Source organism: Mesorhizobium sp. M0239 (assembly GCF_040321815.1).
Classification (GTDB): Bacteria; Pseudomonadota; Alphaproteobacteria; order Rhizobiales; family Rhizobiaceae; genus Mesorhizobium.
Genome location: NZ_JAMYSG010000026.1, coordinates 33,950 through 55,273 on the forward strand (window position 1 = coordinate 33,950; position 21,324 = coordinate 55,273).

General features: G+C 63.7%; 24 protein-coding genes and 1 tRNA gene. 15 read left to right on the top strand and 10 right to left on the bottom strand.

Annotated elements, in window-relative coordinates; all coding sequences use genetic code 11:
- The first annotated feature begins 64 nt into the window (after nucleotides 1-64).
- The 4 genes from nthA to NKI99_RS24830 all read left to right on the top strand — a co-directional run bounded on the left by nthA (nucleotide 65) and on the right by NKI99_RS24830 (nucleotide 2,962).
- On the top strand, nucleotides 65-688 hold the full coding sequence (nthA, locus tag NKI99_RS24815; RefSeq protein WP_352551888.1) for a nitrile hydratase subunit alpha: 624 nt from the start codon (nucleotides 65-67) through the stop codon (nucleotides 686-688).
- Nucleotides 685-1,344 (top strand): nitrile hydratase subunit beta, encoded by a 660-nt coding sequence (nthB, locus tag NKI99_RS24820; RefSeq protein ID WP_023813052.1) that lies wholly within the window; start codon nucleotides 685-687, stop codon nucleotides 1,342-1,344. The genes nthA and nthB overlap by 4 nt, the downstream gene beginning before the upstream one ends.
- Nucleotides 1,331-1,690 carry a nitrile hydratase accessory protein gene (locus tag NKI99_RS24825; protein WP_352612393.1) on the top strand — a complete coding sequence of 120 codons (360 nt, stop codon included), beginning with the start codon at nucleotides 1,331-1,333 and terminating at the stop codon, nucleotides 1,688-1,690. The genes nthB and NKI99_RS24825 overlap by 14 nt, the downstream gene beginning before the upstream one ends.
- Before the next feature lie 144 nt (nucleotides 1,691-1,834).
- Nucleotides 1,835-2,962 (top strand): ATP-dependent DNA helicase, encoded by a 1,128-nt coding sequence (locus tag NKI99_RS24830; protein ID WP_027034850.1) that lies wholly within the window; start codon nucleotides 1,835-1,837, stop codon nucleotides 2,960-2,962.
- On the opposite strand, the gene NKI99_RS24835 is transcribed toward NKI99_RS24830, so the two are convergent.
- Nucleotides 2,955-3,377: a SpoIIAA family protein gene (locus NKI99_RS24835; protein WP_352442857.1), complete on the bottom strand. Its 423-nt coding sequence runs from the start codon at nucleotides 3,375-3,377 to the stop codon at nucleotides 2,955-2,957. The genes NKI99_RS24830 and NKI99_RS24835 overlap by 8 nt on opposite strands.
- A 135-nt stretch (nucleotides 3,378-3,512) precedes the next feature.
- Between NKI99_RS24835 and NKI99_RS24840 the strand changes: the two genes are divergently transcribed.
- Nucleotides 3,513-4,253, top strand: a complete 741-nt coding sequence (locus NKI99_RS24840) for a pyridoxine 5'-phosphate synthase (protein ID WP_023813048.1) — start codon at nucleotides 3,513-3,515, stop codon at nucleotides 4,251-4,253.
- Between the two features lie 103 nt (nucleotides 4,254-4,356).
- Nucleotides 4,357-6,276, top strand: coding sequence for a potassium transporter Kup (locus NKI99_RS24845; RefSeq protein ID WP_127293158.1), 1,920 nt, complete (start codon nucleotides 4,357-4,359; stop codon nucleotides 6,274-6,276).
- Nucleotides 6,277-6,338: 62 nt separating this feature from the next.
- Here NKI99_RS24845 and NKI99_RS24850 read toward each other — a convergent pair whose 3' ends face one another.
- On the bottom strand, nucleotides 6,339-7,232 hold the full coding sequence (locus NKI99_RS24850; RefSeq protein WP_352612395.1) for an SDR family oxidoreductase: 894 nt from the start codon (nucleotides 7,230-7,232) through the stop codon (nucleotides 6,339-6,341).
- Nucleotides 7,233-7,367: 135 nt separating this feature from the next.
- On the opposite strand from NKI99_RS24850, the gene NKI99_RS24855 reads away from it, so the two are divergent.
- Both NKI99_RS24855 and NKI99_RS24860 read left to right on the top strand, forming a co-directional pair.
- Nucleotides 7,368-7,778, top strand: coding sequence for a winged helix-turn-helix transcriptional regulator (locus NKI99_RS24855; protein WP_127293162.1), 411 nt, complete (start codon nucleotides 7,368-7,370; stop codon nucleotides 7,776-7,778).
- A 46-nt stretch (nucleotides 7,779-7,824) separates the two neighbouring features.
- Complete coding sequence (locus NKI99_RS24860; protein WP_352439804.1) at nucleotides 7,825-9,087, top strand: FAD-dependent oxidoreductase; 1,263 nt, start codon at nucleotides 7,825-7,827, stop codon at nucleotides 9,085-9,087.
- Here NKI99_RS24860 and NKI99_RS24865 read toward each other — a convergent pair.
- Nucleotides 9,035-9,781 carry a glutathione S-transferase family protein gene (locus tag NKI99_RS24865; RefSeq protein ID WP_352612396.1) on the bottom strand — a complete coding sequence of 249 codons (747 nt, stop codon included), beginning with the start codon at nucleotides 9,779-9,781 and terminating at the stop codon, nucleotides 9,035-9,037. The genes NKI99_RS24860 and NKI99_RS24865 overlap by 53 nt on opposite strands.
- A 100-nt stretch (nucleotides 9,782-9,881) precedes the next feature.
- Between NKI99_RS24865 and NKI99_RS24870 the strand changes: the two genes are divergently transcribed.
- From NKI99_RS24870 to ilvC, 3 genes are all read left to right on the top strand, one after another.
- A complete protein-coding gene (locus tag NKI99_RS24870) occupies nucleotides 9,882-10,340 on the top strand; it encodes a MarR family winged helix-turn-helix transcriptional regulator (RefSeq protein ID WP_352439806.1) in 459 nt (152 codons plus the stop codon).
- 151 nt (nucleotides 10,341-10,491) lie between these two features.
- Complete coding sequence (locus NKI99_RS24875) at nucleotides 10,492-11,145, top strand: TetR/AcrR family transcriptional regulator (RefSeq protein WP_352612397.1); 654 nt, start codon at nucleotides 10,492-10,494, stop codon at nucleotides 11,143-11,145.
- A gap of 26 nt (nucleotides 11,146-11,171) precedes the next feature.
- Complete coding sequence (gene ilvC / locus NKI99_RS24880; RefSeq protein WP_013531065.1) at nucleotides 11,172-12,191, top strand: ketol-acid reductoisomerase; 1,020 nt, start codon at nucleotides 11,172-11,174, stop codon at nucleotides 12,189-12,191.
- A gap of 118 nt (nucleotides 12,192-12,309) precedes the next feature.
- On the opposite strand, the gene NKI99_RS24885 is transcribed toward ilvC, so the two are convergent.
- On the bottom strand, nucleotides 12,310-12,873 hold the full coding sequence (locus NKI99_RS24885) for a BA14K family protein (RefSeq protein WP_352612399.1): 564 nt from the start codon (nucleotides 12,871-12,873) through the stop codon (nucleotides 12,310-12,312).
- Between the two features lie 189 nt (nucleotides 12,874-13,062).
- Between NKI99_RS24885 and NKI99_RS24890 the strand changes: the two genes are divergently transcribed.
- Nucleotides 13,063-14,190 carry an endonuclease/exonuclease/phosphatase family protein gene (locus NKI99_RS24890; RefSeq protein WP_352612400.1) on the top strand — a complete coding sequence of 376 codons (1,128 nt, stop codon included), beginning with the start codon at nucleotides 13,063-13,065 and terminating at the stop codon, nucleotides 14,188-14,190.
- A 5-nt stretch (nucleotides 14,191-14,195) separates the two neighbouring features.
- The gene (locus NKI99_RS24895) at nucleotides 14,196-14,912 is read left to right on the top strand and encodes a hypothetical protein (RefSeq protein WP_352612401.1); all 717 of its coding nucleotides are present in this window, start codon (nucleotides 14,196-14,198) and stop codon (nucleotides 14,910-14,912) included.
- Here NKI99_RS24895 and NKI99_RS24900 read toward each other — a convergent pair.
- From NKI99_RS24900 to NKI99_RS24915, 4 genes are all read right to left on the bottom strand, one after another.
- On the bottom strand, nucleotides 14,909-15,151 hold the full coding sequence (locus NKI99_RS24900; protein WP_352439810.1) for a hypothetical protein: 243 nt from the start codon (nucleotides 15,149-15,151) through the stop codon (nucleotides 14,909-14,911). The two genes, NKI99_RS24895 and NKI99_RS24900, sit on opposite strands and share 4 nt — an antisense overlap.
- 133 nt (nucleotides 15,152-15,284) lie before the next feature.
- Nucleotides 15,285-16,502, bottom strand: a complete 1,218-nt coding sequence (locus NKI99_RS24905; RefSeq protein WP_352612402.1) for an ABC transporter permease — start codon at nucleotides 16,500-16,502, stop codon at nucleotides 15,285-15,287.
- Complete coding sequence (locus tag NKI99_RS24910) at nucleotides 16,499-17,212, bottom strand: ABC transporter ATP-binding protein (RefSeq protein WP_352612403.1); 714 nt, start codon at nucleotides 17,210-17,212, stop codon at nucleotides 16,499-16,501. Before NKI99_RS24910 ends, NKI99_RS24905 begins: the two co-directional genes overlap by 4 nt.
- Before the next feature lie 4 nt (nucleotides 17,213-17,216).
- Nucleotides 17,217-18,509 carry an efflux RND transporter periplasmic adaptor subunit gene (locus NKI99_RS24915; RefSeq protein ID WP_352612404.1) on the bottom strand — a complete coding sequence of 431 codons (1,293 nt, stop codon included), beginning with the start codon at nucleotides 18,507-18,509 and terminating at the stop codon, nucleotides 17,217-17,219.
- Between the two features lie 101 nt (nucleotides 18,510-18,610).
- On the opposite strand from NKI99_RS24915, the gene NKI99_RS24920 reads away from it, so the two are divergent.
- Together NKI99_RS24920 and NKI99_RS24925 are read left to right on the top strand one after the other, a co-directional pair.
- On the top strand, nucleotides 18,611-19,519 hold the full coding sequence (locus tag NKI99_RS24920; protein ID WP_352612406.1) for a PhzF family phenazine biosynthesis protein: 909 nt from the start codon (nucleotides 18,611-18,613) through the stop codon (nucleotides 19,517-19,519).
- 106 nt (nucleotides 19,520-19,625) lie between these two features.
- Nucleotides 19,626-19,701 (top strand) — tRNA-Lys (locus tag NKI99_RS24925).
- A gap of 130 nt (nucleotides 19,702-19,831) precedes the next feature.
- On the opposite strand, the gene NKI99_RS24930 is transcribed toward NKI99_RS24925, so the two are convergent.
- Together NKI99_RS24930 and cobT are read right to left on the bottom strand one after the other, a co-directional pair.
- Nucleotides 19,832-20,176, bottom strand: a complete 345-nt coding sequence (locus NKI99_RS24930; RefSeq protein WP_352612407.1) for a hypothetical protein — start codon at nucleotides 20,174-20,176, stop codon at nucleotides 19,832-19,834.
- An 88-nt stretch (nucleotides 20,177-20,264) separates the two neighbouring features.
- Nucleotides 20,265-21,275, bottom strand: coding sequence for a nicotinate-nucleotide--dimethylbenzimidazole phosphoribosyltransferase (gene cobT / locus NKI99_RS24935; protein WP_352612409.1), 1,011 nt, complete (start codon nucleotides 21,273-21,275; stop codon nucleotides 20,265-20,267).
- Nucleotides 21,276-21,324 lie beyond the last annotated feature (49 nt).

Genomic DNA, 21,324 nt, shown 5'->3' on the forward strand with positions numbered 1-21,324 from the left:
CCATGTGCCGTTGGCCCAAGCCGTTGCGCTTGCGGCGGCATCACTGGAAACGTAGTTTGCGGCCATGTCACACGATCATGACCACGACAACGAACTCGATCCGTTTGCCGCCCGCGTCCGCGCGCTGGAAACCATCCTCACCCAAAAGGGGCTGATCGATCCGGCGGCGATCGACGTCATCGTCGATACCTACGAGACGAAAATCGGCCCGCGCAACGGCGCCAGGGTGGTGGCGAAGGCCTGGAGCGATCCCGCCTATGCCGAATGGCTGAAACGCGATGCGACGGCGGCGATCGAATCGCTGAGCTATACCGGGCGGCAGGGCGAGCACATGCAGGCGGTGTTCAACACCGAGGAGACGCACAATCTCGTCGTCTGCACGCTGTGCTCCTGCTATCCGTGGTCGGTGCTCGGCCTGCCGCCGGTCTGGTACAAGGCGCCGCCCTATCGTTCGCGTGCCGTCATCGATCCGCGCGGCGTGCTGGAGGAGTTCGGGCTGACGCTGCCGGCGGACAAGAAAATCCGCGTCTGGGATTCGACCGCCGAGCTGCGCTATCTCGTCGTGCCGATGCGGCCCGAAAATACCGAAGGCTGGAGCGAGGAGCGGCTGGCGGAGTTGGTCAGCCGTGATGCGATGATCGGGACCGGCTTGGCCCAAAGACCTGAAATAGAGGGGCAGCCGGCATGAACGGGCCGCAGGATCTCGGCGGACAAATGGGGTTCGGTCCCGTCGCGCCCGAACAGGACGAGCCGTATTTTCATGCCGCATGGGAGAGGCGGGCGCTCGGCGTGACGCTGACTGCCGGCGCCATGGGAGCCTGGAACATCGACGAGAGCCGGCATGCGCGGGAATCATTGCATCCGGCCGACTATTATGCCTCCAGCTACTACGAGATCTGGATCAAGGCGCTGGAGGTGCTGCTCAAGCGCCATGGGTTTGTCAGCGAGCGCGACTTGGCTGAGGGCCGAGCGATTGATCCGGCTGCGACACCGAAAAGGGTGCTGAAGGCGGAAAACGTGCCTGCCGTGCTGGCCAAGGGTGGGCCTTGCGACCGGCCGGTGGCACAGCCAGCGCGGTTCAAGGCCGGCGATCCTGTACGGACCAAGAACTTCAACCCGAGCGGCCACACGCGGCTGCCGCGCTATGCGCGCGCCAAGCAGGGGGTGATTGAGGCGGTGCACGACGGTTTCGTGTTCCCCGACAGCAACGCGCATGGACACGGCGAAAATCCGCAATGGGTCTACACCGTGGTTTTCGAAGGGCCGGAAATCTGGGGCGAGGGCGCCGACCCGACGCTAAGCGTGTCGATAGACGCCTGGGAGAGCTATCTTGAGCCGGCGTGATACGGATCTGTCCGAGCTGCCGCCGGGCGTCGATGCGCGGGTGTTTGCCGAGCCATGGCAGGCCGAGGCTTTCGCCATGACGGTGGCGTTGCACGACAAGGGCCTGTTTTCGTGGAGCGAGTGGGCGCAGGCACTGTCGGAAAAAGTGAAGAGACCGGGCGCCGCAGCGGACGGCCATGATTATTACGAACATTGGCTGGCGGCGCTGGAAAGCCTGCTTGCCATCAAAGGGCTGGCCGCGAAGTCGGATGTCGACGCTATGGCTGAAGCCTGGGAGCGCGCCGCGCATGCCACGCCGCACGGCAAGCCGATCCTGCTGGAAAACGATCCCCAGCCGATTCGATAAGGTGTGGGGCGAGCTTGTATGTTCCCTTTACGTTCTTGTCTGCGCCTGATAGCCTGACCCGTCGGCGGCATTGAAGCGTCCCGGCGCATCGATGATGGTGGCCGCTGTCTTGTCTTTCCCTTGCGAATCCGGTCTCTCGCGCTGATGGAATTCTCTCCCCAACAGGACGACGCGCTGAAGGCGGTCGCCCAATGGCTGAAGACCGGCCAGCCGCAGCTGTTCCGGCTGTTCGGCTATGCCGGCACCGGCAAGACGACCTTGGCGCGGTATTTCGCCGAACATGTCGACGGCCAGGTGCAGTTCGCCGCCTTTACCGGCAAGGCGGCGCAGGTGCTGCGCTCCAAGGGTGCAGTCAATGCGCGCACCATCCATTCGCTGATCTATCGGCCGAAGGGCGAGGAATCGGTATCGGACGAGGTCACCGGCAAGACGTCGATGTCGCCGACCTTCTCGCTCAACCGCCAGAGCCCGATTACGCGGGCGAAACTGGTCGTCATCGACGAATGCTCGATGGTCGACGAGCAGCTCGGCCGCGACCTGATGAGTTTCGGCACGCCGATCCTGGTGCTGGGCGACCCCGGCCAGCTGCCGCCGATCTCGGGCGGCGGCTTCTTCACCGACCACGAGCCGGATTTTTTGCTGACCGAAATCCACCGGCAGGCGCGCGACAACCCGATCCTGCGGCTGGCGCTCGATGTGCGCGAGGGCCGTGAATTCATGCGTGGCGACTATGGCACGGCGCAGGTGATCGGCAAGGAAGACGTCACCCAGGAGCTGGTGCTGAAGGCGGACCAGGTGCTGGTCGGCACCAACCGCACGCGTCGCCGCTACAATCAGCGGCTGCGCGAGCTCAAGGGCTTCAACGCCGATTATCCGCAAGCCGGCGACAAGCTGGTCTGCCTGCGCAACGATCCGGCCAAGGGCCTGCTCAATGGCTCGCTGTGGAAGGTGATGACCTCGTCGCGCGAGACGGTGAAGCCCGGCATCAACCTTCTGGTGTCGCCGGAAGAGGACGATCCGGATCGTGGCGTCGCCAAGATCAAGCTGCTCAAGGCGGCGTTCGAGGATCCCGATGCCGATATCCCCTGGCAGCAGAAGAAGCGCTTCGACGATTTCGACTATGGCTACGCGCTGACCGTGCACAAGGCGCAGGGCTCGCAGTGGAACGAGATTGTGCTGTTCGATGAAAGCTGGGCCTTCAAGGAAACCCGCCAGCGCTGGCTCTACACCGCCATCACGCGGGCGGCCGAACGGCTGACGATCGTCAGGTAGGGGCTCCGGATGCTGTTGCCCCGATAGGCTGTGCGGCAAGCCATTGCCAGGCGGCAGCCTCGTCCTCCGCCCTGAAATGCCTGATTTCGATGGGCGGTGAGGACGGCAGAAAGCGTTGTGCGTCCGCTATCCAGTCCGGTTCGCCGATGGTTGCGCAACGGCCGACATGTTCCAATGCATGAATGGCACCCTGCTTCAGGGTCTCGTCCGCGATGTCGGCCCAGTCGACGCCATCGTGGTCGACGAGGCGCACCAGCACATCGATGCGCGGGTGCAGGGCATAGGCTGCCTCCAGCAGCCCGAAAAGATTTTCACCGTCGGCCGCGGAAACGTGCCCGACGACATCGATGGCGAAAAGGTCGTCGCGGCTGGTCTCGATACGGCGGATTGCCGGAACCTCATCGAGAAAATTCATCGGTGCGTCCTTTCCCGGGTTCGCTCATCAGGCTTGGAACACGCGAAACCCCCAGTCTGTTCCCACCAAAGGCATTACTGTTCCCGTCAAAGGCATTATAGGTGGGCGCGTTGAATGATTTCCGAGGCCACCCGCATGCCTGCAAAGCTCTCCGTCAACCTCAATGCCATCGCCATGCTGCGCAACCGGCGCGACCTGCCGTGGCCAAGCGTGACCGGCCTCGGCCGCATTGCGCTGGCGGCCGGAGCGCATGGGCTGACGGTGCATCCACGCCCCGACGAGCGGCACACAAGACACTCCGATCTGCCTGAGATTCGGTCGCTGATCGACGACGAGTTTCCGCGCGCGGAATTCAACATCGAGGGCTATCCGACCGAGGATTTCCTGGTGCTTGTGGAAAAGCACCAGCCCGAACAGGTGACTTTGGTGCCGGACGATCCGGCCCAGGCGACATCGGACCATGGCTGGAACTTCGCCACCCGGGCCGCGTTCCTCACACCGATCGTCAAGCGTCTGAAAAAGGGGGGCTTTCGCGTGTCGCTGTTTTCCGATCCGGACCCCGATTGGGTGGCGGCCGCCCGCGATGTCGGCGCCGACCGTATCGAACTCTATACGGGTCCATATGGTAGCTATCACACAGATTCCGCCAAAGCGGCCAAGGAGCTGGAAAGACTGGGAAAAACCGCCGACGCCGCGCTTGCTGCCGGGCTTCAGGTCAATGCCGGGCACGATCTGGTGGTCAGCAATCTGCCCGCACTTGCCAAGCGCATTCCGGCATTGGCCGAAGTGTCGATCGGACATGGGTTGACAGCCGACGCGTTGGAGTATGGCATGGCCGGCACGGTGGGTCGGTTCCTCAAGGCCTGCGGATGGTAGCGATGGCAGCCTCGCGTGGCAGGCATGGCAGCCATTACGCGACGGCACTTGATATTGCATTGCAGCAAGCGTAGAGCACCGCGCGCTTATCGGAGTGTCGTCCATGGCCCTTACCAATACTGGTAGTGAGGCAGAACCCGTCGAACAATCGAGCCATTCGGAAGTCGAGCAGCACAGCACCAAGGTTCTGATGCTGGGCGCGCTCGGTGTCGTCTATGGGGATATCGGCACCAGCCCGATCTACGCCTTTCGCGAGGCGCTGGTGGCGTCGTCGGGCGGACAAGTCGCCCAGCGCGGCGATATTCTGGGCGTTTTGTCGCTGATCATCTGGTCGCTGACGATCATCGTCACCATCAAATACATCATGTTCGTGCTGCGGGCGAACAACCGCGGCGAGGGCGGCGTGCTGTCGCTGATGGCGCTGGCGCGCGGCAGTTTCCCCAAGCGCTCGGCGCTGATGCTCGGCATCGGCATTGTCGGGGCATCGCTTTTCTTCGGTGATGCCGTCATCACGCCGGCGATATCGGTGCTGTCGGCGGTTGAGGGCATGAATGTCGTCACGCCGACCTTCCAGCCCTATGTCGTGCCGCTGACATTGGTCATCCTTGCCATGGTGTTTGCGGTGCAACGTTTCGGCACGGGGGGTGTGGGGCTGGTCTTCGGTCCCGTGACGGCGGTGTGGTTCCTGGCGATCGGCCTTTCCGGCCTCAACCACATCATCGCCGATCCGGAAATCCTGTGGGCGATCAGCCCGCACTACATCGTCGCGTTTCTGATCAATTCGCCCGACGTCGCTTTCGTGACCATCGGCGCCATCTTCCTCGCCGTCACCGGTGCGGAAGCACTCTATGCCGATCTCGGGCATTTCGGCCGCAAGCCGATCGTGCTCGCCTGGCTGTGGGTCGTGTTCCCGTGCCTGCTGCTGAACTATGCCGGGCAGGGTGCCTTCGTGCTGGCCAAGAACGGCGTCGTCGGCCATCCTTTCTTTGAGATGAACGAAGGCTGGACGCTGATCCCGATGGTCGTGCTGGCGACCGCCGCGACGGTCATCGCCAGCCAGGCGGTGATCTCGGGCGCCTTCTCGCTGACCAGGCAGGCGGTGCAGCTCAACATGCTGCCGCGCCTTGAAATCCTGCACACCTCGGAGAAACAGTCCGGCCAGATCTACATGCCGCGCGTCAACCTGCTGCTGGCGCTGGTGGTGATGATGCTGGTCGTCGGCTTCGGCGAATCCAGCAGGCTGGCGTCGGCATACGGCATCTCGGTGACCGGCAACATGCTGGTGACCACAGTGCTCTTGTTTGTGGTCATGACGCGGATTTGGAAATGGCGGCTGTGGGTGGCGGTCGCCATGACGGCGCTGTTCGGCTTCATCGACGTCGGCTTTTTTGCCTCCAACATCGTCAAAGTGTTCGAGGGCGGCTGGGCCTCGCTGGCCGTGGCCTTCACCATCGTGCTGGCCATGTGGACCTGGGTGCGCGGCAGCCGCTATCTGTTCGACAAGACCCGCCGCAACGAAATCCCGCTCGATTTCCTCGCCGGCAATCTCCTGAAGAAAAAGCCGCAGCTGGTGTCCGGCACCGCGGTGTTCCTGACGAGCGATCCACTCAGCGCGCCAACCGCGCTGATGCACAGCCTGAAGCACTACAAGGTGCTGCACGAGCAGAACGTCATCCTTTCGGTGGTGACCGCGCCGCAACCGGTGGTGCCCGACAGCGACCGGGTCAAGATGGAGACGGTCAACGAGCTGTTCATGCGGGTGACGCTGACCTTCGGCTACATGGAGCAGCCGAACATCCCGCGCGCGCTGGCGATCTGCCGCAAGCAGGGCTGGAAGTTCGACATCATGACGACCTCGTTCTTCCTGTCACGGCGTTCGCTCAAGGCCTCGCCCAATTCCGGCATGCCGGTGTGGCAGGATCGGCTGTTCATCGGCCTGGCGCGCACGGCGGCCGATGCGACGGAGTATTTCCAAATCCCGACCGGGCGCGTGGTCGAGATCGGCACGCAGGTGGCGATCTAGGACATGTCCTGGCGGATCGGCGAATGGACTGTGCTTCACGGCACAGTCCATGTCACTCCGCTTCAACCGGCCAGCGCGGCCTTGTTTGCCTCGAGGAACTGCTTCAGCGTCTTCGACTTTCGGCCGGAAAGCGTCTCGACCGCGTCCGTCACCATGGCGATGCGGCCGGAACGCGTGTTGGCGTCGAACGACACGATGATGCGGGCAAAGTCCTCGGGAACGCCAGCCGCCTTCACGCCCTCGGTCAGGGCTTCATCCGGAACCTGCACGACATCTAGCGGCTTGCCGGTGACCTCGCTTACCAGGGCGGCAATCTCGGCCGTCGTGTAGGCCTGCGGGCCGGTCAAGGTGTAGGTCTCGCTTTCGCTTGATGCGGCGGCGAGGCCGGCGGCGATCGCTGCCGCCATGTCGTCGCGCGCACCGTGCGCCATGCGGCCGTCGCCGGCGGACGTGTACCATTTTCCCGAAGCGATCGCGTGCGGCAGGGCCATGAACAGGTTCTCCTGGTACCAGCCGTTGCGGAAGATCGTGTAGGGGATGCCGCTCGCCTTGATCGCCTGCTCGGTGCCGTAGTGATCATTGGCAAACAGCACCGGCGAAACCGGTTCTGGATTAGGCATCGAGGTGTAGAGAAGGTGGGAAACACCGGCCTTCTTCCCGGCGGCAACCGCGTTCTCGTGCTGCCTCAGGCGCTTGCCGTGAAGCAGGTCGATCTCGCCGGTCGAGATGATCAGCACCCTGTCGGCGCCCTTGAACGCAGCCTCCAACGATAGTGTGTCGTCGAAGTCAGCCGCCCTTGTGATGACGCCTCGCGCCGCCAGGCCGGCGAGGTTTTCCGGATTGCGGGTGGCGGCGATGATCCGTGCCGCTGGAACCTTGAACGTGTCCAGCAGATGGTTGATGACGCCGCGGCCGAGCTGGCCGGAAGCGCCGGTGATGAGAAGGGTTTCGGTCATGGAAGATCCTGACATTGCGCCGCTAAGGCGGTTCGAGTGGCAGTCTCAAAAAGAGACCAGCACTAAAATAGGAATTGACCCATGGCCGTAAAGAAGGCAGTTTTTCGGGAGGTAGGCAGGCGCAGGGATCCAGCGGTGGACAGCAAGATCGTCAATCTGAGATCGAAGATGGAGGTCTACAAGGCGATCTCCGGCGGCGGCAATTTTGCAAATTGTCCAGTCCGCGATGTCATCCAGGGGGTGAGCGGGAAATGGAGCTCGCTGCTGATGATGGCGCTGGCCGAAAAGCCCTATCGGTTTGGCGAATTGCGGCGGCTGGTGCCCGATATCTCACAGCGCATGCTGACGCAGACGCTCCATGATTTGCAGCGTGACGGCTATGTGCATCGCGAAGTGTTCCCGACCAAGCCGCCGAGCGTCGAATACAGCCTGACCGATCTCGGGCATTCGATGTTCGGCGCCTTGCATCAGCTGATCCTATGGGCCGAACTCAATCATGACGCGGTGCGCGACGCGCGTTCCGGCTTTGATGCCATGCAGGCTTGAACGGCAGTTAAAACCCGCGGCTTGATTTCGTCGGGCGGCTGAAGGATTGTCCCGGCCAGTTCGGCTTGGGGGCATTGGCATTTCCTACGACATAGCAATTGCCGGCGCCGGGCCGGCGGGATTGGCCATGGCGCTCTATCTCAAGCGTGCCGGGCATCGGGTCACGGTCTTCGAGCGCTTCGATGAGCCGAAGCCGGTCGGCTCCGGGCTGATTCTGCAGCCGACAGGGCTGACGGTCCTGGCCGATCTTGGCCTGCTTGACGACATACTCGCGCTGGGCAGCCGTATCGACCGCCTGCATGGCGCCGATGCTTCCACGGGCCGTACGGTGCTCGATGTCCGCTACGATGCGCAACGCGGTGGCCGCTTCGGGCTGGCGGTGCACCGGGCGGCCTTGTTCGGCGTGCTTTTCCGCGCCGCGCAGCGCGAGGCGATCGCCATCGAGACCGGCGTCGAGATCGAGGCTCTGGAGACCGGCGAACGGGCGACGCTGATATGCGGCAACCGACGAAGGGCAGGGCCGTTCGACCTCGTCATCGACGCCAGCGGTTCGCGCTCGAAACTGCGCCGCGCGAGCGCTCCAGGCGAGCCAAGAGCACTCACCTATGGCGCGTTCTGGGCCTCGCTTGGTTGGCGCGGCGACGGTTTCGATGAGCATGCGCTGCTGCAACGCTACGACAAAGCGAGCGTGATGATCGGCGTGCTGCCGGTCGGCCGGCCGCAGCCGGGCGCTGAAAAGATGGCGGCCTTCTTCTGGAGCCTGAAGCCGTCGGATGCCGATGAGGTGCGCGTCCGCGGCCTGAACGCCTGGAAGGAAAGGGTGGTCCGGCTGTGGCCACAGAGCGAGGCGTTCACCAGCCAGATCGACAGTTTCGACCAGCTCTCGCTGGCCCGCTACGGCCACCACACGATGAAGCTCCCGGCCGGTAGGCGATTGGCCGTCATCGGCGACGCGGCGCATTCCACCAGTCCGCAACTCGGGCAAGGGGCGAACATGGCGCTGCTCGACGCGGCGGCGCTCAGCCATGCGCTGGTGCGGACAACGAGTGTCGACGCAGCACTGGAGGCCTATGCGAAGGCGCGGCGCTGGCATGTCCGCATCTTCCAGGCGCTGTCGCTGGCATTCACGCCGTTCTACCAGTCGGATTCGGTGGCGCTGCCCTTCATCCGCGACAGGCTGGTGGCGACGGTGGCAAAAATCCCGCCGGCGCCGCAGTTTCTCGCCTCGATGGTGGCCGGTACGATGATCGATCCGTTCAAGCGGATTGGGCTGACCGAGGCGCGGTGGCTGGATCGTTTTGCCGGATGAGGCCTGAAAGGTGCGATCCCTTCGCTTGCAGGAAAGCATGCAGGCGCTGCGGATAGTCCGGCGCCACGGCTTGCCTGATCGACGGGCGTTCACTCAACGCCTTGCGCCAGGCTCGGACGAGCGGTTTGCCGTCCAGAATGCCGAAATCACCGATGCGGTCGAAGACATCGAGATAACGGAAGACCGGACCGTAAACGGCGTCGACCAGCGAAAAGTGCTTGCTGGCGAACCAGGGTCCGCCGGGCTCGTCCGCCAGCTCGGCTTCGAGGCGATCGAACATGGCGGACAGCGCGCTGGATTCGGCAAGGAAGCCAGCCTCGATCGAGGCTGAATAGAACCGGCCGATGGCGTTGAGGGTTGCCGAACCGAACTCGATCCAGGCGCGATGACGGGCGCGGGCATAGGGATCGACAGGGTGGAGGGGATTGGCCTGCGTCTCTTCGAGGAATTCCAGGATGACCGCTGACTCGAAGACCACCGTTTCCTCGCCATTTCGCTGCACGCGCAGCAGCGGCACCTTGCCGAGCGGCGAGATCGCCTTGAACCAGTCCGGCTTGTTGGCGAGGTCGATATCGATGCGCTCGAACGGCACGCCCTTTTCGGCCAGCGAAATCGCGGCGCGCTGCACATAGGGGCAGAGGTGATGGCTGACGAGAATGAGCTTGTCGGCGCGTGTGCAGGTTTCGTGTTTCATCGGATCGGCTTTCCAGGGTTAATGCAATTGCATCTATATAGATGCACATGCATCGACCGTCAAGCTTGATGCAATTGCATCTATCGTCTAGGAATGCGCCATGACCGAGAAAGCCACGCCTTCGCCCGAAGCCATCAAGGCCTGGGCTCGCCTGATGCGCGTTTCGCGCCAGCTGATGGAAAGCGCCGAAGAGGCGTTGAAGGCCGCCGGCCTGCCGCCGCTTGCCTGGTACGACGTGCTGCATGAGCTCGCCGAGGCGGGTGAGGGCGGGCTGCGGCCGTTCCAGCTCATCGAGCGCACGCTGTTCGCGCAATACAACATCTCTCGGCTTCTGGCCCGGCTCGAGGCCGATGGGCTCGTCGAGAAACTGCCGGTGGCCGATGACGGCCGTGGCCAGACCATCCGCATCACCGCCAGCGGGCGAGAGACACGCCGCCAGATGTGGGCTGTCTACGGACGCTCGATTGCGGAACTGGTAGGCGCCAAATTGTCGGCGGATGAGCTGACCATGGTCTCGGCATTGCTTGGACGGCTGCGTCAACCGCCGGCCGGCGACTAGGCGAGGCTTGTCGCGCGCGGCAACGCTCATCCACTTGCAGATATTTTGCTCTCGTCCTCTTGCGTGCGGCCTTGGAATGCGCAATATGCCGAACCGTAACGTACGGTACGGATTGCCGAGTGATCGGTGGCCTGCCTTTCGAGAGAAGAGCGTGTTGCACATCTTGCCCGATATGGACACCAGCGAAGCGCTGACAGAACGGCAGAAGGCCGTCCTCGACGCGGCGTTGCGGCTGCTGGTCGAGGAGGGCGATCATCTGACCATGACCGCCGTGGCGCGCCGCGCTAGCTGCTCCAAGGAAACGCTCTACAAATGGTTCGGCGACCGTGACGGGCTGCTGACGGCGACGGTGCAGTGGCAGGCCTCGAAAGTGCGGGTGGCGCCGGTTGACGGCAAGGGGCTCGATCTTGCCTCGCTGACCGCAAGCCTCGAACGCTTTGCCTCGGACTGGCTTAAGGTGATCTCCAGCGACACCTCGATCGCCCTCAACCGGGTGGCGGTCAGCCATGCGGGCTCGGGTAAGGACAATCTCGGCGCCGTCGTGCTTGAGAACGGCCGCTTCGCATTGGCCAAACGGTTGAAGCCGGTGCTTGAGGCCGGCCGACGGACCGGGCTTTTGGATTTCACGGATGCCGAGACGGCGTTCCGCACCTTTTTCGGGCTGGTCGCCCGCGACGTGCAGATCCGTCTGCTGCTTGGCGACCGGCTGGAATTGACTGAGGCGGCGATCGGCGGCGATGCCGCGCGCGCGACGCAGCAGTTTCTCGCTCTTCATGGAGCAACAACCGGCCGCAAGGCCCTCTGATTTGTAAAAACGGGAAGGAAGACAAAATGCGCGTCTATTACGATCGTGATGCCGATCTCAATCTGATCAAGGGCAAGAAGGTCGCCATCATCGGCTATGGCAGCCAAGGCAGGGCGCATGCGCTCAACCTCAAGGATTCCGGCGCCAAGGAGATCGCCATCGGCCTCAAGGCCGGCTCGGCGACCGCCAAGAAGGTCGAGGCCGACGGGCTCAAGGTGATGAGCGTGGCGGACGCCGCCAAATGGGCCGACCTGATGATGATGGCAACGCCGGACGAACTGCAGGCCGACATCTACAAGAACGAGATCGCGCCGAACATCCGCGATGGTGCCGCTATCGCCTTCGCGCATGGCCTCAACGTGCATTTCGGCCTGATCGAGCCGAAGTCGACGGTCGACGTCGTCATGATCGCGCCGAAGGGTCCCGGCCACACGGTGCGCGGCGAATACCAGAAGGGCGGCGGCGTGCCGTGCCTGGTCGCCGTCAACCAGGACGCTTCGGGCAATGCGCTCGACCTGGCGCTGTCCTACGCTTGCGGCGTCGGCGGCGGCCGTTCGGGCATCATCGAGACCAATTTCCGCGAGGAATGCGAGACCGACCTGTTCGGCGAGCAGGTCGTGCTGTGCGGCGGTCTGGTCGAGCTGATCCGGGCCGGTTTCGAGACGCTGGTGGAAGCCGGCTACGCGCCTGAGATGGCCTATTTCGAGTGCCTGCACGAGGTCAAGCTGATCGTCGACCTGATCTATGAAGGCGGCATCGCCAACATGAACTACTCGATCTCGAACACCGCCGAATGGGGCGAATATGTCTCCGGTCCGCGCATCATCACCGCCGAGACCAAGGCCGAGATGAAGCGCGTGCTGAAGGACATCCAGACGGGAAAATTCACCTCGGAGTGGATGCAGGAATACCGCGCCGGCATGTCCCGCTTCAAGGGCATCCGCCGCAACAATGACAGCCACCAGATCGAGGAAGTCGGCGCCAAGCTGCGCGCGATGATGCCGTGGATTTCCAAGAACAAGCTGGTCGACAAGGCGAAGAATTGAGCGAAATCCACAAGCGCTCGAAAACAGCGGCTTCCATGACAAAAAACGGCGCCAAGTGGCGCCGTTTTTTCATTCTGTCGGTCAGCTCAGCTACAGGCCAGCTCAGCTACAGGCCAGCTCAATAGGGTGAGTAGCACTGCTGCCGCGGGCCGTTATAGGGCTGGAACGTGTTGTCGTAGGCCCGGTACGACCGGTAGCGGTTGTAGCACCATTGGACATGGGCGCTCGAAAGCCGTCCCGCGCGGTAGTAGCGGCGCGGCGCCGGCCGGTCGTAGTAGTCGTTATTGTTGTACATGCTGCCGAGGCCAAGCCCTAGGCCAAGGCCCAGGATCGCGGCACTCGCGCCATCATCATAGTAACGGCCGCCGCGATAGTGATGGCGACCATGGCGCCAACGCCAGTTGTCTCCGCCATTCCAGTTACCACCGCCGCCGTGCCAGTGTCGACGGCCGCCGTCCCAATTGCCTGACCGGCGCCATCTCCAATTGTCGTTGTTGAACTGACGGTTGTTGCCGCCCGCCCAGCTGTCGCGGACCGGCGTGACATTCGGCGCCGCCGTGCTGGTGGGTATCGACAGATCCGGCTGCATGATCGGTCCGGCGGCGGACGGTGCCGTGACGCCGGACAGGATACCGAGGGCTATCAGCCCCGATTTGACCGTGGAAGAAAAGAGCGAACTCATTGCACTCTCCAAGAGTTACAGGCCCCACGCCCACCCGAGGAATGGAGCAACAATGGATGTTTGCATCTGAACGGCGGATGAACGGAAAGGTTCCGTCAACCATGACGCGAACGCGCCCAGGACCAATCGATCTCAGATGGTGGTTTTGCGAGCTTGTTTTCCCAAGCACTTGCGGGCAAAGGTCATGGCATGTCGCTGCGCCTTGCCACCTTCAATGTCGAGAACCTGATGAACAGGTTCGATTTTTCCGGCTATCGCAACCAGCTCAACGAGGATCGAACGCTGGCGCTGTTCGATATCCAGAGCGAAGCGGAATACAGGATCCTGGAGCAGGCCCGCGCCATCGCCCAGTCCGACGACACGCGCCAGCTGACGGCGCTGGCGATCGCTGCCACCCGGGCCGACATCATCTGCATGCAGGAGGTCGACAACATCGAAGCGCTGAAGGCCTTCGAATACGGCTATTTGTTCAAGATGGTGGGGCAGGGCTACCGGCAGAAATACACCACAGCGGGCAATGATTCGCGCGGTATCGACGTTGCCGTAATGATGCGCAACGAGACCGCGCAGGGCCAGCCGATCGAATTCGTGCGCATGACCAGCCACGCCTATGTCACCTACGAGCAGTTCGGGCTGCACACGCCGGAACTCGAGGCACTGGGCAATCAGGCCAATGAGCGCATTTTCCGGCGCGACTGCCTGGAGATCGACGTCACCGTGGGTGGCGTGCCGCTGACGCTCTATCTCGTGCATTTCAAGTCGATGGGCTCGCCGCGCAACGGGCTCGACGGGCGCGAGGCGACGATGCCGGTGCGCATCGCAGAGGCGCAGGCCGTGCGCCGCATCATCGAGGAGCGCTTCGGTGGGGCCACCGCTGACAAAAGTGGGGCCGCCGACAAACGCTGGGCGATCTGCGGCGACATGAATGACTATCGCCAGCGCGTGAAGGTAGCAGGCGATGCGATCGACGGTTATCGCTTCGAGGTGGTCGACGAAGCCCTGTCCTGCATCAACGTGCTGACGGCAGGCGGCTTTTGCGAAAATGTCGTCGAGCGGCGGCCGGAGATGAACCGCTGGAGTTTTTACCACACGCGCGGACCGGAAGAGCGGCATCTGTGCCAGCTCGACTACATCCTGTTGTCGAAGGGGCTCGCCGCCAGCAACGCGACGGCCGTTCCCGACATCATCCGCAACGGCCAGCCCTGGCGCACCATTTTTCCGCCCGGCCAGGAGGTCGAGCGGTTTCCGCGCGCCGGCTGGGACCGGCCGAAGGCATCGGACCACTGTCCGGTGGCCATCACGCTGGACATGACCTGATACGCATGAGTTTTGACCTGCCGCGCAATGTTATCCTCCCGGTCGACGACATCGACGTCTGGCTCGATCCCGGTCCGCACCCTTTCGCAAGGGACAATGCAGAGGCGATCGCCGAGAACTGGCAGCACGAAATCGCCGCCAATCCGGCGCTGTTCGACGGCATGGTGGTGCTGCTGTCGCAACTTGCCTACCGCGACAGCCGTCTCGTCGGCCGCTGCCATGCGGTCAATTACTCGACGTTCATGCTGTGGCGGAAGCGGCGCGAGAATTCGGGCGCCGAGCATGCCTATGCCCATGCCATGCTGGTGGCCGGCGACAATGCGCTGGTGGCGATCCGCATGGGGCCGCACACAGTCAATGCCGGCCGCGTCTATTTCGCTGCCGGCTCGTTCGAGCCGATCGATTTTCGCGATGGGCTGGTCGATGTCGATTTCAACATGATCCGCGAGGTGCGCGAGGAAACCGGTCTCGACCTGTCAGGTGCTGAACGCGGCAAGCGCTACCACGCCATGTCGACCAGCAGCGGCACGGTGATCTTCCGCCGCTATCACGAGACGGCGCCCGCAGACGAGATCGCCAGGCGCATCTCAGCCTTCGTCGCCACCGAGACCGAGCCGGAGATCCAGGGGCCGGTGATCATCCGCCATGCGGCCGACCTGCCGGATGGGCTCTCGCCGCACATGAAGCCGCTGATCGAGTGGCATTTCGCAAACAGGAATTAAGGGCGCGTCTTGTTCTGTGCCGCGTTGCGATCGTTGCGGGCGGCGACGAGGAACAGGATGAAGCCGATGCCGAGCAAGCCGCCCATCGCCATTCCCATGGTCTGGCCGACGACTGCCTGGAAATCCGATGTGACGCGATCGGGATTGGCCATGCCGAAGCGGGCGAGATACCACCAGATGCCTGCAAGACCTGCCTCGATGACCACCATCGCCAGGACCAGTCGCGCCTTCTTGCTCATCCCGCTATTCCTCCACCCAAGGTCAATTGCCCTAGCATCGCGAACAGTGTGGGGACAGTGGCGGGCCGGGTGGAAACGTCGAAGACTGTGCAAAACCGGGTCGGAGCGCCGGCCGCGTTCTGGCCGGGTTGCCCTATTCGTGCCTAAGTGCGTCGATCGGATCGAGCCTGGCGCCGCGCAGCGCAGGGAAGAAGCCGAACACCATGCCGATGAGCGCGGAAAAGCCGACGGCGAGCAGGATGACCGCCGGGCTCGGTGCGAACGGGATGGTCAGCGTCACCGCGGCGAGCCCGGCCAGCGCCAGGCCGATCAGGATGCCGATGATGCCGCCGAGCAGCGACAGCACCGTCGCCTCGACCAGGAACTGGATGAGGATGTGCTTTTCGTGCGCGCCGATGGCAAGCCTGATGCCGATCTCGCGGGTGCGTTCGGTGACCGACACCAGCATGATGTTCATGATGCCGATGCCGCCGACCAGCAGGCTGACGCCGGCGACCGCGCCCAGCATGCCGGTCATGGTGGTGGTGGCGCTGGCCATGGCGTCGGCGATCTGGGTCATGTCGCGAATGGCGAAATCGCTCTCGCGGTCCGGCGTGATGCGGCGTGCATCGCGCAAAATATCCTCGACGCGCGGCTGCAATTCGCTGGTCGGTGTGCGGTCGTCGGCGGCGATGTAGATGTTGTCGATGTCGCGGTTGCCGGCGATGCGGCGCTGGTAGGCGTGCAACGGCATCAGCACGACATTGTCCTGGTCCTGGCCGAAGCCGGTATAGCCCTTGGGCTCGAGCCGGCCGATGATCTTGCAGGAGGTGCGGTTGACGCGGATGATCTCGCCCTCGGGATCGCCGGCGCCGAAGAATTGCTGGCGCACCGTCTCGCCGATCAGGCATACGCCGGTGCCCGAGCGGGTTTCGGAATCGCTGAACGGGCGGCCCGACACCAGCTTCCAGTCGCGCGCATCGAGATAGGCGCTGTCGGTGCCGGTGACGCCCGAGGTCAGGCTCTCGGTGCCGAAGATGACACGCACCTGCTTTTGCGAGGCCGGCGAAATCGCGCGCGCGCCGCTGAGATGCGCCACAAGTGCCGCAAGGTCCTTTTCCGCGAGCGGACGCACCACCTGGTCGAGCCCGCCCGGTCCGCCGGGGCCGGCCGGACGGCCGGAGCGGACCACCAGCAGATTGCTGCCGAGCTTGGAGATGTCGGCCTTGACCTTTGCTGTGGTGCCCGAGCCGATGGTGAGCATGGCGATGACGGCGGCAACACCGATGACGATGCCAAGCAAGGTCAGGAACGACCGCAGCACATTGCGGCGGATCGAGCGCAGCGAGAGGCGGACGGTTTCCCAGATCATGGCTGTGCGATCTCCAGCTTCCTGGAATCCGAAGCGACATGGCCGTCGAGGAAGCGGATGGTGCGTTCGGCATAGTCGGCGACGTCGGCCTCATGCGTGACCATGGCGATGGTCAGGCCAAGCCCGGTGTTGAGCCGGGTGAGCAGGTCCATGATCTCGTGCGTGCGTGCGGTGTCGAGATTGCCGGTCGGCTCGTCGGCGACGAGGAGCGTCGGGCGCGTGACGATGGCGCGCGCGATCGCCACGCGCTGCTGCTGGCCGCCGGACAGCTCGGCCGGCGTGTGGTGCTCACGGCCGACAAGGCCGACCTCCGCCAGCGCCTGCATGGCAAGGTCGCGGCGCTCGCGCGCGGCAACACCGCGATAGATCAGCGGCAGTTCGACATTTTCAGCCGCCGTGGTGCGGGCCAGCAGATTGTAGCCCTGGAAGACGAAGCCGACATAAAGGTTGCGCAGCATGGCGCGGCGGTTGCGGTCGAGGCGGCCGGCGTCGATGCCCATGAAGGAATAGGTTCCGGCCGTCGGCGTGTCGAGGCAGCCGATGATGTTCATCGCCGTCGACTTGCCGGAGCCGGACGGACCCATGATGGCGACGAATTCGCCACGCCGGATGGCAAGATCGACGCCGGCCAGCGCATGCACCTTGGCCTCGCCCTGGCCGTAGCTCTTCCAGACCTTGTCGAAGGTGATGAGGGTCGCGCCCGCAGCCACGGCATCAGCTCCGCTGCTGCGACGCGGTGATGATTTGAGCGCCTTCATCCAGGCCAGAGATGATCTCGGTCAGTTCGCCGTCGGTGGAGCCGATCTTGACGTTGACCGGGTGCGGACGCCCATTCTCCAGCACGTAGAGCGTGCGCGAGCCGTCGGTAGGCACTGTGGCGGCCTGGCGCTGGCGGTTGCCGCCGGGGCGCCCCATGCGGCCGGTGAACAGGTCGCTCAGGCTCCAGCCGCGGGCGGCCTGCTGCGCCGGGCGATAGCGGAAGGCGGTGGCGGGTACGGTGAGCACGCCCTTGGCCTGTTTTGTGACGACCGAGACGGTAGCTGTCATGCCGGGCCGCAGCAACAACTCGTTGTTGTCGACCTCGAGCCGTGCATTGTAGGTGACGACGCCGTCGGTGGTGACGGAGGCATAGGAGATGTCGCGGATCTCGGCATCGAACGGCCGCTCGGGGAAGGCATCGACTGTGAAGCGGGCATGCTGTCCGCGCTTGACCGCGCCGATGTCGGCCTCGTCGACCGCCGCCACCAGTTCCATGTTCCTGAGATCGGCGGCGATGATGAACAGCACCGGCGCCTGGAGCGAAGAGGCAACCGTCTGGCCGGGATCGACCGAGCGCGTCAGTACGATGCCGTCGATCGGCGCATAGATGGTGCTCTTGGCAAGGTCGGTCTGCTGCGCCTTGAGGTCGGCCTGGGCGATGGCGAGGTTGGCTTGCGCACTGTCGAGCGCTGCCTTGGAACGGTCGCGCGTGGCGGTTGCTGCTTCAAGCGACTGGTCGGTCGCCATGCCGCGCCTGGTCAGTTCGGCGGCGCGCACCAGCGCCTTCTCGTTTTCGGTCAGCGTAACCGTGGCGTCCTCGACATTGGCGGCGGCGGCCTTGGCCGAAGCTTCGGCGCGCTCGATCTGGACCTCGAGTTTCACCGTGTCGAGTGTCGCCAGCACGTCACCCTTCTTGACCTGCTGGTTCTCCTCGGCCGAGACCGAGCGGATGATGCCGGACAGTTCGCTTGAAATGTCGACCTGGGTGAGCGGCTGCAGCGTGCCGGTTGCCGACACCGCGACGGTGAGATCAGCCTTGGCGGCAGGCACTGTGGTGTAGTCAATCCTGGCCGGCGAGCCGGCATACCACTGATAGGCACCAAGCCCGGCGACGAGCACGATCAGCGCCAGCAGCGCATAGAGCCAGCCGCGCCGGCGCGACTTGCGCCGCCCCCTCTGGTCGAGCCCAAGCGCTGTCTCGATGGCGGAATCCGATTCCGTGTTTGGCAGATTGACAATCTGGTCCACGCTGGACCCCTATAATGCGTAGTGTCCCTATCTGTGCACAGATCAGGCTTACTGGTTCAAATATCAAATTAAATTTCGCCCATGTTGGGATTGAGGCAGGAATGAAAACCCGGAATTACTTGCTTTACGATGTGTTTACGACCGAGCGACTGGCCGGCAATCCCTTGGCCGTCGTGCTGGACAGCAAGGGATTGGACACGGCCGCGATGCAGGCCATCGCGCGCGAATTCAACCTGTCGGAATCGGTTTTCGTGCTGCCGCCGGACAATCCCAAGCATAAAAATCGCATCCGCATCTTCACGCCCGACTATGAAATGCCGTTCGCCGGCCATCCGACGGTGGGTGCGGCGATCGCGCTGGCCGAACTGGCGGAAGAGGGCGGCGCCGGCATCTTCGTGCTGGAAGAAAACATCGGCCCGGTGCGGTGCGCCGTCAGCAAGCATGACGGCAACACCTTTGCCGAGTTCGACCTGGCGAAGCTGCCGGAGCCGCTGAAGCTCGAGGCCGATCCGGAGGCGATCTGTGCGGCGCTTGGGTTGACGCCGCACGAGATCGGCTTCGAGAATCACCGCGTCGCGTTCTGGTCGGCGGGCGTGCCCTACGTCACCATTCCGGTTGCCAATCTCGAAGCGGCGGGCCGGATCCGGCTGGACAACCAGGCCTGGTCGGAACTGGCGCCGCGCAAGAGCGAGTGGGCCTTCGCCAGTCCCTATGTCTACTGCCGCGAAACGGTGAACCACGAAAGCGCCTTCCATGTCCGCATGATCGTGCCCGGCACGCCTTCCTACGAGGATCCGGCGACCGGCTCGGCGGCTGCGGCCTTTGCCGGCGCCATCATGCATTTCGACGCGCCGACCGACGGCATTTCGCAGCTGTGGATCGAGCAGGGGCTGGAGATGGGCCGGCCATCGCGCATCCGCCTCGAACTGACCGTGCAAGGCGGAAAACTGGCCTCGGCGCGCATCGGCGGCAATGCGGTCAAGGTGGCGGAGGGCAAGCTGTTCGTCTGATCGAACGCATGCTCGGTCGATTTGTCGGGAAATGATTCCGGCAGGGCTGGACAGGACCGGTGGTGGCGGCTATATGCCCGCCAACGCCGGTTTTTGCCGGCCGAGTGGGTGCGTAGCTCAGTTGGTAGAGCAGCTGACTCTTAATCAGCGGGTCCACAGTTCAATCCTGTGCGCACCCACCAAATTCCTAGAAGAGTTGGTGGAAAGACCCTGAAAACGAGACGCGTTTGACGCGTCTCGAGCCTGGCGCCGATCACGGCGCGGGCTTGCCGAGGCTGGCCTTGAACTTGACCTTCATGGCGATCTGGCCGGTCACGGTGATCTGCGATCCGGCGGCGGCGCCCATGCTGCGATCCCTGGCGTTGACATTGGTGGTGATACGTTGGTGACTTCGCAGCTGTCGGCGATGGTTTCGAGCACCATGGCGCAACTGCCGGCCGCGAGCTTGTAGAAGGAACGAAGCCCGGCCTCCTGCTGCACCGCGATGTCTTCGCCGTCCTTGACCGGAATGCTCATGGTGATACCGGACTGCACCTTGGCAAGGCCGTCGTCGCCGGGCCGCCGCGGCCGGCCTGTCTCGTCAAGGATCTGAGAAAATGCCGGCGCAACAGTGCTGCAAAACAGCGCAACGATAATTGTTGTCTTCAAATACATCATTCGATTTCTCCATGAGATTTCCTCGTCTCATGGAACAATCAAAACGGCGTTATTGTTTTGGCTCAATCACGTTGAAATTTTGACGGATCTACTTCTCCGAAACGCCCGCCTCTGCAAAACTCGCCATCCTGACGTGACATTCCAGCGCCGAGCGGACGATGTTGACGGCGAGGCAGGCGCCGGAGCCTTCGCCGAGCCGCATGCCGAGATCGAGCAGAGGCGGCAGGCCAAGCGCTTCGAGCAGGCCGCGATGGCCTGACTCAGCGGAGACGTGGGCTGCGATGGTGTGGGCGAGGCCGGTTGGGTGCAGCTTTGCCAGTGGGGCCGCGGCTGCGGTGCAGACGAAGCCGTCGAGCAGCACGGGTATGCCGAGATGGCGGGCGGCCAGCGTCGCGCCGAAGATGGCGGCGAGTTCGCGTCCGCCAAGCGCGGCGGCGATCCCTAGCGGATCGGCAAGGGCGGCGGCGTGGCGCTTCAGGCCGGCTTCGATGGCGACCACCTTGCGCTTGAGGCCGGCGTCGTCGACGCCGGTGCCGCGTCCGGTCCATTTTTCCGCTCCACCGCCGAACAGGGCTGCTGAGATGGCGGCCGCCGGCGTCGTGTTGCCGATGCCCATTTCACCGAAGCAGATAAGGTCGAGGTCTTTCGTCACCGCGTCGTAGCCGGTCGAGACGGCGGCGAGAAAAGCTTTCTCATTCATCGCTGGCCCTTGCGTGAAGTCGCCGGTCGGATGGTCGAGATCGAGCGGGATGACGTCGAGTTCGGCGCCGGCCATGCGGGCAAGCTGGTTGATGGCGGCACCGCCGCCGGCGAAGTTCGCCACCATCTGCACGGTGACTTCCGAGGGATAGGCCGACACGCCTTGCGCGGTGACGCCGTGGTTGCCGGCGAAGACGAAGACTTTTACGCGGTCGAGTTTCGGCATGTCGCGGCCCTGCCAGCGCGCCAGCCAGGCGGCGATCGTCTCCAGCCGACCAAGGCTGCCTTGCGGCTTGGTCAGCGTGTCCTGGCGGCGGACGACCGCATTGGCCGCGGCATCGCTGCCGGCCGGCAGGTCGAGGCAGGCGGCGCGCAATTCACTAAGCGATTTGAAGGGCATGGGGGCAAAGTCTCCGAAAAGGAATCAGGCCAAGGGATCAGGCCAAGGG